At 62.8% G+C, this 13,091-nt stretch carries 10 protein-coding genes and 3 pseudogenes; 4 read left to right on the top strand and 9 right to left on the bottom strand.

Features of this window, described 5'->3' with window-relative positions:
* Positions 1-43: 43 nt before the first annotated feature.
* A complete protein-coding gene (locus tag QI450_RS05840; protein ID WP_226776144.1) occupies positions 44-688 on the bottom strand; it encodes an ANTAR domain-containing protein in 645 nt (214 codons plus the stop codon).
* A 1,276-nt stretch (positions 689-1,964) separates the two neighbouring features.
* Positions 1,965-3,212: an IS256 family transposase gene (locus QI450_RS05835; RefSeq protein ID WP_226776145.1), complete on the bottom strand. Its 1,248-nt coding sequence runs from the start codon at positions 3,210-3,212 to the stop codon at positions 1,965-1,967.
* A gap of 140 nt (positions 3,213-3,352) precedes the next feature.
* Between QI450_RS05835 and QI450_RS05830 the strand changes: the two are divergent.
* From QI450_RS05830 to QI450_RS05820, 3 genes and pseudogenes are all read left to right on the top strand, one after another.
* Positions 3,353-3,970: pseudogene (locus QI450_RS05830) on the top strand (transposase); the annotation flags it as partial.
* A gap of 608 nt (positions 3,971-4,578) precedes the next feature.
* Entirely contained in the window at positions 4,579-5,118 is a 540-nt protein-coding gene (locus QI450_RS05825; protein WP_226776146.1) for a TspO/MBR family protein, read from the top strand.
* Positions 5,119-5,532: 414 nt separating this feature from the next.
* Positions 5,533-6,447 carry a multidrug DMT transporter permease gene (locus QI450_RS05820; RefSeq protein WP_226776147.1) on the top strand — a complete coding sequence of 305 codons (915 nt, stop codon included), beginning with the start codon at positions 5,533-5,535 and terminating at the stop codon, positions 6,445-6,447.
* Between the two features lie 12 nt (positions 6,448-6,459).
* Here QI450_RS05820 and QI450_RS05815 read toward each other — a convergent pair whose 3' ends face one another.
* From QI450_RS05815 to QI450_RS05790, 7 genes and pseudogenes are all read right to left on the bottom strand, one after another.
* Positions 6,460-7,092, bottom strand: coding sequence for an EAL domain-containing protein (locus QI450_RS05815; protein ID WP_282468163.1), 633 nt, complete (start codon positions 7,090-7,092; stop codon positions 6,460-6,462).
* A 165-nt stretch (positions 7,093-7,257) separates the two neighbouring features.
* Entirely contained in the window at positions 7,258-7,353 is a 96-nt protein-coding gene (locus tag QI450_RS18090; RefSeq protein WP_348994527.1) for a hypothetical protein, read from the bottom strand.
* 57 nt (positions 7,354-7,410) lie between these two features.
* The gene (locus QI450_RS05810; RefSeq protein WP_226775905.1) at positions 7,411-8,202 is read right to left on the bottom strand and encodes a TRAP transporter small permease; all 792 of its coding nucleotides are present in this window, start codon (positions 8,200-8,202) and stop codon (positions 7,411-7,413) included.
* Between the two features lie 69 nt (positions 8,203-8,271).
* Positions 8,272-8,544: a hypothetical protein gene (locus QI450_RS05805; RefSeq protein ID WP_282468123.1), complete on the bottom strand. Its 273-nt coding sequence runs from the start codon at positions 8,542-8,544 to the stop codon at positions 8,272-8,274.
* Between the two features lie 4 nt (positions 8,545-8,548).
* A pseudogene (gene dctP / locus QI450_RS05800) lies at positions 8,549-8,896 on the bottom strand (TRAP transporter substrate-binding protein DctP); the annotation flags it as partial.
* A gap of 73 nt (positions 8,897-8,969) precedes the next feature.
* Positions 8,970-9,300 (bottom strand): annotated as a pseudogene (locus QI450_RS05795) (transposase); the annotation flags it as partial.
* A gap of 227 nt (positions 9,301-9,527) precedes the next feature.
* Entirely contained in the window at positions 9,528-10,163 is a 636-nt protein-coding gene (locus QI450_RS05790) for an ester cyclase (RefSeq protein ID WP_226775906.1), read from the bottom strand.
* A 1,529-nt stretch (positions 10,164-11,692) separates the two neighbouring features.
* On the opposite strand from QI450_RS05790, the gene QI450_RS05785 reads away from it, so the two are divergent.
* Positions 11,693-12,865, top strand: a complete 1,173-nt coding sequence (locus QI450_RS05785; protein ID WP_226775907.1) for an IS256 family transposase — start codon at positions 11,693-11,695, stop codon at positions 12,863-12,865.
* The last annotated feature ends 226 nt before the right edge of the window (positions 12,866-13,091 follow it).

The following is a 13,091-nucleotide window of genomic DNA, read 5'->3' as shown; positions in this document are numbered from 1 at the left end:
GACGCATTGCGATCGTGGCAGGTCCTGCGGGCTTGACGGGTGGTTAGGCCTCGAAGTGGGTTGTCGTTCCGGTGGTGCCGGAGAAGCGCGCGACGATCTCCGTGGCAACGGAGTGCAACTTCTGGTTGCGGCTGGTCGAGGCCCGCAGGAGGATACCGAAGGCTTCCTCCTGCGAACACCGGCTCTGCGCAATGATCACCCCGCAGGCCATGTTGATCGCTGTCCTGCCCTCCATTGCGGCCTTCAGATTACGGCTGAGCAGATCCGCCGCGGCGATCCTGATGCTCAGGCGTAGGGCATCACTGGCCGCGTCCGCAAAGTCGACTGCCACGCCAACGGCACCCCCGATAAACAGACCCGTGGCGGGGGCGTAAAAGTTCAGAACTGCAGTCGCGTCCTGGCGCAGCTGAAGAGGCACGGCCAACGCGGCAGCGTTTCCCGCTGCGACGGGTTCGCCGCTGTATCGGGCCCATCTTCTCTCTGCTGCCGCGTCGCTGCTGCCGGTGACGGTAGGGCTGAGCTTGTGCAGCCGCAGGGTCAGCACGCACCCGATCCGCGCCCCAGTCGCCCGGCCCATTGTCGCCGCAGCCAACGCGGCCATCCTGTCCAGTAAATCCGTGATGTCCCCCGCGCCGTCGACCAGGCCGAGTAGCCGCCGAAAATCGTTGGCTTGCCCGTCTTTTTCCATACCGGTGATAGTAGCCTCCGCGGCCGCGTGAGTGTCGTCATGGCTGCGATGTCCGCTCCGCGGACCATCGTTCAGTCAGAGTTACCGGGTCATACGTACCTGGCTGACCGATCCGGGTTGATTTCGCCAATCCAGAAGATCCCACGTCGCAGTCGGCAGTTGTGATGCTCGCACTCTTCGGCCAAATGGTACGAACCTACGCGATCGAACGCGCAGCTCACGCGCGTGCCGTTGCTGTCACTAAAGGCAAAAGGATCGACCGGCCCAGCGCGATCGATCCAGCGAAGCTAGCCTATGCCGCTCACCTTCGCGATTAGGAAAATCAGCCCATCTCCGAGATCGTCGAAGCCACCGGTATCACCCGCTACAGCCTCTACCGTTTCCTGCCGCCCCGTCCGCCGGCGACGCTGACCGCCGAGACCCAGCCCAACGGCCGAAAGTCCCGGACGTCGGTGGCGGTTCGTGCAGGCGACTTCGGACAGAACGACGGTTCGTGCAGGCGACCTCGGACAGAATGACAGTTGGTGCACGCGGCTTCAGACGAAACGACGGTTGGTGCAGACGGCTTCGAACACTTCCGTGTCAGGAGTCGGCTGCATAAGCCCCGTAGTTCCGCGGGATCCAGTGCAGGCGACTTCTGAAACTGACACTTTTGGACGCGCCTGGTTGTTTGTAGCAGATACGGTCGTTTTAGGCAGCCGAACTTCCCTGCTTCGCGAGGTCGCTGGTTTCATACTTGTGGATCGTGCTGGGCCCGCAGGGCCAGTCCATCTGCTCCGGGCCCCTATTGGTGGACCGGCTATATGTGAGAGGTGCATCGAACCAAGGGCCGTTCTGCGATTTGACGAACACCGCAGCCAGAATCACCGTCAGAAAAGCCGAGCCAGCGGCCAGGAGATGCTGGTCCGAGGAATCACAGATTTAAGATCAGCGTTCCTTCAACACCACTCTCGACGCCATCACCATCACCTCACTCGTACGGTGTTGCCACGACCCCTTGAAGCCGAAGCCGCCCATGGGTTTTGAGGCAGATAGGTTGCGAGACACGCGGACCACTCAGGGAGCACCACGCGGGTGCCCGCTCAGCGGCCGTTGAGTGCCCGTCAGGCGATCGTCGATCGGGAAGACCCGCAGACCGGGTCGCCGAGTAGAATCCGGGGATGACCGTCGCGTACTTCTCGTTCGTAGCCATCGCCGTCGTCCTGACCGTGATCCCGGGGGTTACGTCCCGCTGAGTGGTGGAGTTTTCTCGACACCGTGCAGGTCAGTTATTTGATTATGCTGCCGTGAGTTCAGGGAGCAAAATCGTCTCCTCGATCGGCGTGGCGGGTGCCGTGTTCATTGCTTTGAGTTCGTCCATGGAGGCCTCGGAGAGGTAGCGGCGGTCGCCGGCTTCCCATTCGTCGTGTTGCTCGACGAGGACCGCGCCGGCGAGCCGGAGAAGGGCCGCCGGGTTGGGGAAGACCCCGACGACGTCGGTCCGTCTTTTGATTTCTTTGTTGACTCGTTCCATGGGATTCGTGGACCAGATCTGACGCCAGTGTCTGGCCGGGAACCCGGTGAACGCGAGCACGTCATCCCGGGCGTCGCCGAGCATCGCGGCGACCTTCGGGTGGGATTTGAGGAGCATCCGGGTGACTTCGTCGAACTGGGTGTTCACGTGCCCGGCGTCGGGCTGGGCGAAGGCGGTGCGGATGATCGAGGCGACCATGTCCTGGGATCCCTTCGGCACCGTTGAGAGTACGTTTCTCATGAAATGCACGCGGCAACGCTGCCACGCCGCGCCCTGGAACACCGTGCCGATGGCCTTCTTCAGGCCGCTGTGCGCGTCGGAGATCACCAGCTTCACCCCGTCCAGGCCGCGGGCTTTCAGCGACCGCAGGAACGCGGTCCAGAAGCCCTCGTTCTCACTGTCGCCGACGTCGAAGCCCAGGACTTCCCGGCGTCCGTCCGCAGCGACGCCGAAGGCGACCACCATCGCCTGGGACACGACGCGGTGCCCGACGCGGGCCTTGCAGTAGGTCGCGTCCAGGAACACATACGGGTAATCCATGGCGGAGAGGTCCCGGTCCCGGAACGCACCGACTTCGTGGTCCAGGTCCTCGCAGATCCGGGACACCTCGGACTTGGAGATCCCGGTATCGGCCCCGAGCGCTTTGACCAGATCATCGACCTTCCGCGTGGAGACACCGTGCAGGTAGGCCTCCATCACCACGGCATAGAGGGCCTGGTCCACGCGGCGGCGGCGTTCGAGCAGGGCCGGGAAGAACGACCCGTTCCGCAGCTTGGGGATCTTCAGGTTCAGGTCCCCGGCGGTCGTCGTCAGCGTCCTGGGCCGGGACCCGTTGCGCTGGGTGGTCCGTGTCTCGGAGCGTTCGAACGGGGCGGCGCCGATAAACGCGGTCGCCTCGGCCTCGATGAGCTGCTGGTACAGGGTTTCGGTCGCGGCACGGATCCGATCGGAGACATCGGTGAGTTTCAGTTGGCCAAGAAGGTCAAACAGGGCAGACTGGTCTAGAGCCATCGTGTGTTTGTGTCCTTTGTGAGTTCTTTGATCGGTACTCACTGACCATCGCACGATGGCTCACTACGTCGCCGGAGCAACGCGCAACTACGGAGATCTACACCACTCCACGGGACGTAACCATCCCGGGGCCGGCGATCGTGCTCACCGACATCAAGAACCGTGGTGTGAAAGACAGCTTTTTCTTGGTCCGCGACGGGCTTAAGGGCCTTCCGGAAGTGGTGGGCAATGTCTGGCCGCTGACGACGGTGCAGACGTGAATCATCCACCGGATCCGCAACACCTTCCGGCTGGCCTCGAAAAAGGACTGGGACGCACTCAAGCGGGACGTCAAACCGATCTACACGGCGCCGAATGCTGCGGCGGCCAGGATGGCGTTGGAGGACCTCACGGAGCCTTGGGTCAAGTACTATGGCGCGATCGTGCGGCTATGGGAGAAAGCGTGGGAGGAATTCATCCCGTTCCTGGATTACGACGTGGAACTACGGCGGGTGATCTGCTCGACCAACGCCATCGAATCGCTCAACGCCCGGTACCGGCAAGCGGTGAAGGCACGGGGTCATTTCCCGACAGAGCAGGCCCCGCTAAAGTGCCTGTATCTGGTCACCCGGTCACTCGATCCGACCGGTGCCGGCAGATCCCGATAGGCCGTGCGCTGGAAGCCCGCTTTGAACGCCTTCGCCATCACCTTCAGCGACCGAATCCCGGCAGCTGAAAACCACAAAAGAAAACTGCCGGATACACCGTTTATGAGATAGTCCCGCTGGCCAACCAGGCCTACGTGACCCGTCGTGCTCCCCGGCTCCGGAACCGATATCGCAGCGCCCATTGCCCGGCGCGTCATGGACGCCATCGCCGCGCCGGTCCATGTCGCCGGGGCCGCACTGCAGGTCCCCGCCAGCATAGGGATAGCCATCGGTACCGGACTGGAAGACCGCGAAGAGCTGCTCGAGCGGGCCGACAAGGCAATGTACTCGACCAAACACGCCGGCCGCGAACGGTACGTAATCTACGGAGCCGCAATGAGGCCCGGCCATCAGGGCGGTATGAGGGTCCGTCCCCACCCATCACAGGCCCCAGACGGCAACCCAGTTCTGGACCGAACTGCGCCAAACCCTCACCTCACCACGCCCCGGGCCCGACACGGGAAACAAGCCAGCCAACGACACTCTCCCCATCAGCTAACCCTCACCCGGCGGGGTTTCCCCGCAGCCCCGGCCAGCCCGGGTCTCCATCCCTGTACCGGTATTCGGTACGGAGACCACACCCGGACAACCGCAACCAGGGCACATCGGAAAGGCTGGAGAATACCTTCCTGGGCAGTCTCCGGTTTGACGGGCACCCCGGGATTGGCCAAGGTGTACCAGTGCCCCCGAAATTTGAAGAACCCGTCCCCGCCCAGCCGACGCCGGCCAGGGCCGGCACCGGCCTTCAGATCGCAGCGCTGCTGGGCTTCATGGCCCTGGCCCACGCGGTGTCATTCCTGGGTTCGCTAGCCATCATCGCCAACGCCCACGGCTGGTACGCCGCCGCGAACAAGGCACCCTGGACACCCCCGGACTGGGTCTTCGGGACCGTCTGGACGGTGCTGTATACGACCATGGCCGTAGCCGCCTGGCTCATCTGGCGCCAACAGGCGGCCCGCCGCGGCGCCATGGTCGCCTACGGCGCCCAGTTGGCCCTGAACCTTGCCTGGGCCCCCACGTTTTTCGGCATGTACCCCATGATCGGAACCGCCGCCCTGTGGCTCGCGCTCCTCATCATCACCGCACTGTTCGTGGGAGTAAGCGTGACGGTTCTCCGGTTCGGCCCCCTCAGCCGGACCGCCGGGGCCCTGATGCTCCCCTACATTTCCTGGATCATCTTCTCAGCCAGCCTGAACCTCTACGCCGCAACCACCAACTAGCCGGAACTCCCCCTGGCCCGGTGCCCGCGGTCGATCACGGCCACAGACGCGCAAGTGACTGTGCAATATCCGCCACGCCCGCGCCTGACCCAATGAGCAGACCTCTGAAGGTCACACGGACCGGTCTCGCCCCCCGGAAGTTACGAGCCCTGAGCTGGCCCGATCGCGGGACGCCCGGCGGAATCGAAGCACGCCCACTCCCCGGCACGCCCTGGCAGTCATCCGAGCAGCCGTCACCAGCGTCGCCACCAACGGGGCCGGCCAGCTCGTCCAAATCCTGCCTGGTGCCTGGTGCCTGGTTAATTATCGATTACCTCGCCAACAAAACATGAAGCAGGCATCGGCGCAGATCCATCTAGCACCCGTCGGCCAGCCAGAGCAGCGGCGCAGCCAACGAATCGGTAGGGTCGGATCATGACCCATGCTTCCGCCGTGTCAGCGATTTCGTCCTATCACTGGCTCGGTATCCCGATCGCCGTCGCCGGGGCTGTACTGCTGGCCCTCGGCACGCTGTTTCAACACAAAGCCGTGGAAGACCAGGGGGCCGCCCCGGGGCGGACCGCCGGGAGCATGGGCGGGGGACGCCTCCAGGCCCTAATGCGCAAACCGGTCTGGCTGGGCGGGACAGCGATGCTCGCCGCTGCAATACTCCTGCAGCTTACGAGCCTGAGATTTTCACCCCTGATCGTGGTGCAGCCCATCGGCGCGGTCGCCCTGGTTGTGACCACGTTGGCCACGGCACGGATGACCCGCCGGTCCCCGGGGCGCCGGGCCCTCACATCCGTGGCTTTGTGTGTCGGTGGGGTGGGCGCGTTCGTTGCTGTCGCTGCCGTGTCCGCCCAGGACGTTCTAATCAGCGACGGGCACCTCATCACTATCTTGGTTATTCTCGGTATCGTCCTCGCCGCATTTGGAACGGGTTACGGTCTCTGGCGGCGGCGATGGGGGGCCATCATCTTTACCGGTGGTGCCGGTGTCCTGTTCGGATTCGTCGCGGCCTTGGCAAAGACCGTCATCGCCCGGCTCTTCCAGGGCGATTTCGAATGGCTGTCCCTTAGCTGCCTGGCCGGGCTGGTGATTGCCGCCGTGTCCGGGACGTTCCTAGTCCAGAACGCACACACCCGGGGCACTCCCGAACTCGTCGTGGCCGGGCTGACAGTCATCGACCCCCTCGTCGCCGTCACCATCGGCATCACCATCCTCGGCGAAGCCGACACCGCCCCGCCCCAAGCGTTCATCGCCTACCTCCTTGCAGGCGCCGTAGCGGTCACCGGAGTCCTCCTCCTCGCAACAGTCAAAAAGGTGCCGACGCTTCCAGCACGTGAATAGGCCAACCTGCCCCTAACAAGGCCGGGACTCCACCTGTATGTGGCCGGAATGGAGTTCTGTGATGGCTCTTCTGGCGTGATGCTCAGCTGCCGGGAGTTCCCGGGGCGGGACGGGGCGGGAGAAGAGGTAGCCCTGGAGGGAGTCACATCCGAGGCCGAGCAAGTATCGGGCCTGTTCGGGGGTTTCGACTCCCTCGGCGGTGATTTTGAGTCCGAGGTTGTGGGCCATTGCGGTCATGGAATCGAGGATCGGGAGCCCCTCGTCCCCGATGATGATCACGGAGACGAAGGACTGGTCGATCTTGAGGATGTCCACGGGAAGATCCTGGAGCCGGCCGAGGGATGAATACCCGGAGCCGAAGTCATCCAGGGCGACCTTGATGCCTTGGCGGCGCAGCAGCCCCAGCTGGGTGGTGATAAGCGGAGTTGGGTCCATGAAGACGCTTTCGGTGACTTCCAGGATCAATTGGTCGCAGCGGATCCCGGCGACGGCCAGGGTGTCCTTAACGGTGCGCGCGTATCCTGGCGCCCGCAGTTGCTCGGCTGAGACGTTCACGGCCACGGAGTGTTCCCGGTCCTGTCCCCGCCCGGATTTGAGCTGGACGCAGGTCTGGGCCAGGATCTCCTGGCCGATAGCGCTGATCAGCCCGGTGCTTTCTTGTCAGCGATGGTCGAAAACTGAGCCATTTCGCGGGTGCAAAAGTGAGCCACGTTGATGTTGGTTGTTCTGCCTGATTTTCCGGTCTTGTCGAGGGCAGGGAGTCTGTCTGTGCATGTTTGAGTCGGTAGCTGGAGCCTTTGAGGGTGATGACTACGGCGTGGTGGACGATGCGAGGGCAGCAAGTACGAGGAGCCCGATGAACAGGGCAATGAGGTACGGCCAGAAGTGCTTCAGGCTGTTTTCCACGGTTTCGGGGGCGGTGGCACAGACGACGTAGAAGACGACGCCGGCCGGGGGCGCGAACTAGCCGATGCCCATGGAGATGATGAGCACCATGGCGCTGACATTGGAAATGCCGCCGAGGTAGAGGTAGATTCCCGACGCGAGGGCCAGGACGAAGGCGATGGGGAGGCCAAGGAAGAGCAACAGGAACAGGACCGCGAGCACCAGGGCCAGGAGGACGTTCGGCGAAGCGTAGTAGAACAGCGGCGGGGCCAATAGGACGACGGCGACCATCGCCGCGGCGATCCCTGCGGCGGCCACGACCGGCCGGCGTTCCTGCCGCCAAAGCTTGACGACGGCGAACCACGTGATGAGCACCATGCCGCAAGAGAACGCCAGGGAAACCCAGAACACCGGCAGCTGCAGGATGGGCGTCTTTTCCTCGATCTGCTGGGCAAGCGTCGGCACGAAGAGCGCGAAGGCCCCCGCGCTCATGATAAAGACGAGCCAGTCAACTAGGGCGGCCAGATAGGGCTTCCACGTTGCGGGCAGGCGAATGATCAGTGCCTGCACCGACATGTTCGCTCCCTTCGGATACGCGACGGCTCCACCAATGAAGGCAATGGTCAGGAGCGCAATTTCTGACACCTCCTGAGTCCAGAGCACAGAATCTCCGGTGACGACCCGGACCATTATGTTCAGCAGGATGACGACGAGCTCGGCGAGGATCGCCGCGCCCACGGCCCATTCAAAGGTCTTGTCGAGCCAGACGGCGCCGCTCCTGCCAGGGGGAACGTGACCGTGATGCAGGATCTCTTCCGCGTCAGACGGAATGACTTCCTCGAGTTCCTCGGGAGCGAGGGTGCGTTTCATATTCTGACAGACTGTCGACGTTGATAGCGGGATGTTGGTGGGAGGGCCGGGGCGCCGTGCGGGGTTTAGTTAGTTGGAGTTGGTGAAAGCGATGGCCTGGTCGAAGAATTCCTTGCCGATCAGCTGGGAGAACTGCGGGTAAAGGCTCTTGGACGTGGCCTTGAATCCTTCAAGTTTCTGAACCTCGGAGAACTTATTGGTCCACGGCACTTCAATCGGATTTTCCTGTCCCTTGATCGTTCCGGTCTGGAGGCCCGTGAAGACCTCGGAGAAGGCCATGGTGGTCGGGCTCGCACCCAGATTCTCGAAAAAGTCGATCCAGAGCGGGTTGCCGGGGGACACGGATTTTCAGGCCTTTGAGGTCCGAGGGCTGTTGGATGGGGCGCACGGAGTTGGTGATCTCGCGGCCGGTCCGGGTGAGGAACGATAGCGCGACGGTGTCTTTGGTCGCGAGCTTTTCCTTCAGTGCCTGGCCCGGCTTCCCGGCCAGGAACGCCGCTTCCTCCGTTGTGTCCTTGAAGAGGTAGGGGATGCTGATGCCGTTCATTTCCGGCACCACCGCGGCGTAGATGGACCTCGCGAGGATGAGGGCATCCAGCGAGCCGCCCTGCAGGCGGGTGACGGCGGCATTCTGGTCCCCGATGAAACTCGTTCCGTTCGGAACTACCGGGCGATTAACGGCCGGCTTGAACACCTTCGTGGCTCCGCACTCGGCTTCCCGAATCTCACCAACTATGTCGCCAGATCACTGCTGGAATCCGGCGGATTCAGACCGAAACTGCACTCTCAATTCTGAAGAGCCCAATTACGTCGTAGAGTGTCCCGACTCGGAGCATGGCGTGGATGACGTCGCAGCGGCGCCGTGCCAGACAGATGAAGGCGGCATTGTGCTTCTTGCCTTCGGCGCGTTTGCGGACGGAGTACGCCCTGGACCCGGGGGGCGTGGCACGAGGCGATCCACGCGGATCTGAAAAGAGCGTTCTTGAGTTGTTTTTTCCCGGAGCGTGCAGGTAATTCGCCGCGGATGGAGGTCCCGGAACGCTGCGTGACCGGGGGGATGCCGGCGTAGGCAGCGAGGTGGCCGGCGGTCCGGAAGCTGCCGACAGGGTCAACGTCCTTCCACGAGCCCTTGCTCGCTAAGTCAAGGAGTCAACAAAACCGGGGGCAGTCCCCGCGGTAAGGCACTAGCCAGGGAGTCCAAGCGATCACCCGACGGATCTGGCCTAGGTTGCACGAAGGCTGCGGTCTCGAGCACAACGACGGTCCCGGACCACAAAGCCAACTGCCACGACCGACCGTCTTACTGATTGGCTCTACACGCCGGTTCACACGCCACGGAGCAGCCAGTCATTGTCAGGGTTTCTGCCGCCCTCAGGATCCGGTGCATCCGAAACCGGCACGGACGTGCTCTGGTCCTCCACTCGCACCCGCGTCGGCAAGGCTCGCCAGCGGTCCATAGGAACCGCGACAACTGGACCAGATTCGTCCTCCTGAACGCTCTCGTCCGCGTCCCAGACCATGTTGCCCACCTTCTGCTTGTCATCCCATGGCTGCCGCGCCAGTCCGAGTTGGGTGAGCATGCCGAGTTGGTCGCTGCTTCCCCAGCGTTCGATGAGTTTGCCGTCTTCGAAGCGTCCGATCTGCATGCCCCGGATTTTGAAGCTCTTGCCGGTGGGCGGGTGGCCCATCAGCGGCCCCTGATGTGTCCCGGTGATCGTGTAGGCGAACGCGACGTCGTCGTCGGTGGCTGTGAGGTGTTCGACGTCGAGGTGCAGATCGGGAAAATGAGAGCGCAACCCTGCGAACAGGTCTTTGAATCCCTGCGGTCCCGGTCCTTGTCCGGGTGCCGGGTCGTGGTCGACGCAGTCGGCCGCGACGACGTCGTCGAATTGATCGAGGTTGCCGTTGTTTACGGCGGCGCCGAAGCGCTCCTGGGCGTGGATGTTGGCGTTCCTGGTCATGGATCCTCCGTTTATAGTTGTCAGGCCGGTCCGTGCGGAGCGGTCCTGGTTGTTATCTGTCTGATTCTGTCATCGTGCGCGCTGGTCTGCCCGGGAGCAAGGGCAAGGGCAGCGGGAGCGGGTTCGGCCCGGGCCTGCCTGCGGCCGGAACTTCAGGCGGATTCGGATACGCCTGAGCACTAACTCAATCGCCGGTGTCATTCCGAGCGTGTCTCTGACCCCGGAGGACGTTCATGTCATCTCGCGAGGTTGCTGCATCATTCAGGAACACTAGTGTCCTGCGCCTAAAGTCCGGTTCAGAAGTCGGCCGATGGATTCGAGGATGGCGCCTTCTAAGTCGATCGCGGTAAAGTCCAGCGATGGTGCGGTTTCCCATGGAACCCCATGTGTGGAAGGCCGTCTAGGTGGCCCCCTGGCAGCGGAAAGCCCGCAGTACCACCACGGGACGATTGCTCATGGCAATATCCACCGCTGTAGGTGATGGACGTGGCCGAGAGAATCATTCGCCGTAGTCGTCAGAATGGTTGAGAAGTACTACTGATGCGAGACACCTCAGCTCAGCGTCCTCATGATCAGTTCCGGATCAGTGGCCATGTCATGCCGTTCTCCCCGCATTCCTGCATGAACAGGTATCAGAGCGGAAATTCCGGACCGGCCGCAACCCCAGGTCGATGTAAAGAATATTCAGCAAGTCAGGTTGTACGCGGCCCTAGACACCATGAAGTAGCGAACGCCGAAACCCGACGGAAGGACGAACGAGGATGAACACCCAGAAGAGACCCCACAGGGCGGTACACGGTCCGCCGTAGGCAGCCGCTCCCCTACACAACCGAATAGGCCGTTCCGGGACCCCACACACCCGGAACATCAGATCAGGGCCGAGAGTGTGGACACTGTCCACACGAAAAAAGCACCAAAAACCCCTCTGACCTGCGGAAACACTGTGCCCGAGGTGGGACTCGAACCGGGTTCCAGACCCTGCAAACACTGGACTCCCGCCGAAACATGCGGAATCCGGCCGAGTCCGGCACCAGTACGACACGATCCGAAGCCCAGGGTGTGCACATTGTGCACACCCACATTCTTGCGCACTTCGGCGCCGATTTCATTCCAATATGGAGAGCAGGCCCGCGGAACGCGCCTGACACCGGATAAGCACCTCACTACGCGGCATCCCTCCTGCCGAAAATCTGCGAACATCATGGTGGCGGGCCCCTCCTCTTCTAACGTCCCATGGAGAAGCGAAAGGCGACCGGCATGCCCAACCGACAGGCTGGCCTCCAGGAAGTGAGCACGGACCAAAACGGCGCAGCGGAGCCGACCGCAACGCCGCCTTTTCCCCGGCCAAGAGGTGCTCGACTGGCTGGCGGCAGGCAACTGATAGCCATGATTATGACAAGCCGGCCCCTGGAAAGGGCTGATTGGCGAGGCGGAGGGGGCGGTCTTCCGGGAAACTGGGAGTGTCTGAATAACGGTGGATCCGTGGTTGGCCTGACATGCCGGGCCGTGCCTGGCGGGGAGGACCGATTATGAGCGAAACACTGGATCCCATGGCGACTGATGTGGATCAGCAAGAGTTGGCGCAGCAGCTCCTGGCGCAGGCCAGAGAACAGGGTATCGACCTCGTGGGCCCGGGCGGGTTGTTGAACCGACTCACGCAGAACGTTTTGGAGACCGCCCTGGAAGCCGAGATGGACGAGCACCTCGGTTACGGAAAACACGACGTGTCCGGGCGCGGAAGCGGGAACTCCCGTAACGGCATCCGCACGAAGACCGTGCTGACGGAGATCGGGCCGGTGGAGATCGATGTGCCGCGGGACACCGGCTCCACGTTCGACCCGCAGACGGTCAAGAAACGTCAGCGGCGCCTGACGGGCGTGGATGAGATTGTGCTGTCGCTGAGCGCGAAGGGCCTTACGACCGGCGAGATCGCGGCCCATTTCGGGGAGGTGTTCGGTGCCACGGTATCGAAAGACACGATCTCCCGGATCACTGAAAAGGTGATCGGTGAAATGACTGAGTGGCAGAACCGGCCGGTCTACGTTGCGATCGGCGTCAGCGTCAACGGCGAACGGGACATCCTCGGGCTGTGGGCGGGGGACGGCGGGGAAGGTGCGAAGTTCTGGCTCTCCGTCCTGACGGAAATCAAGAACCGCGGCGTGGAGGACGTGTGCATCACCGTCTGCGACGGGCTCAAAGGCCTGCCCGAGGCCATCAACACCGTGTGGGAGTTCGCTGTAGTCCAGACCTGCATCGTCCACCTGATCAGGAACACCTTCCGGTTCGCGGCCCGGCAATACTGGGACGCAATGTCCCGTGATCTGCGCCCGGTCTACACTGCTCCGTCCGAGGCCGCGGCGAAGGAACGCTTCGTCGATTTCTCCGGCAAATGGGGCCAACGGTATCCGGCGATCACCCGGCTGTGCGACAACGCGTGGAGCGAGTTCGTGCCGTTCCTGGACTACGACGTGGAAATCCGGCGGGTCATCTGCAGTACGAACGCCATCGAGTCCGTCAACGCCCGCTACCGGCGCGCGATCCGAGCCCGGGGACATTTCCCTACCGACCAAGCCGCACTGAAATGCCTCTACCTGGCCACTCGGGCACTGGACCCGACTGGCAAAGGCAGGGCACGATGGGCGACGAGGTGGAAGCCGGCCCTGAACGCGTTCGCCATCACCTTCGAAGGAAGAATCAATTAAATGCCCGCCACGGTTCCACCGCTAAACGGACACTCCCAGGAAACTTCATGGATTTGAAATCGCGGCTTGACCGGCCGGGATGGAACTCCCTCGATGTTCCGGTGAGGGCCGGCTTTGTGGAATACACCGTGCGTCCCGGCTCGGGAAGCGAGAATGTTTACAATCGTACGCAAGCCGAGAATGGTGTGGGCGCTGCACCCCCTTGCGAATCATCTTAGGAGACGCC

This window comes from Arthrobacter sp. EM1, assembly GCF_029964055.1.
Classification (GTDB): domain Bacteria; phylum Actinomycetota; class Actinomycetes; order Actinomycetales; family Micrococcaceae; genus Arthrobacter.
Note: the sequence above shows the minus strand (reverse complement) of the source record. Positions and strands in the feature narration are given on the sequence as shown.

Excerpts from the sequence above, each read along its gene's own strand:
- QI450_RS05840 (WP_226776144.1), bottom strand. The coding sequence starts at position 688 with ATGGAAAAAGACGGGCAAGCCAACGATTTTCGGCGGCTACTCGGCCTG.
- QI450_RS05835 (WP_226776145.1), bottom strand. The coding sequence starts at position 3,212 with ATGGCTCTAGACCAGTCTGCCCTGTTTGACCTTCTTGGCCAACTGAAA.
- QI450_RS05820 (WP_226776147.1), top strand. The coding sequence starts at position 5,533 with ATGACCCATGCTTCCGCCGTGTCAGCGATTTCGTCCTATCACTGGCTC.
- QI450_RS05810 (WP_226775905.1), bottom strand. The coding sequence starts at position 8,202 with ATGAAACGCACCCTCGCTCCCGAGGAACTCGAGGAAGTCATTCCGTCT.
- QI450_RS05790 (WP_226775906.1), bottom strand. The coding sequence starts at position 10,163 with ATGACCAGGAACGCCAACATCCACGCCCAGGAGCGCTTCGGCGCCGCC.
- QI450_RS05785 (WP_226775907.1), top strand. The coding sequence starts at position 11,693 with ATGAGCGAAACACTGGATCCCATGGCGACTGATGTGGATCAGCAAGAG.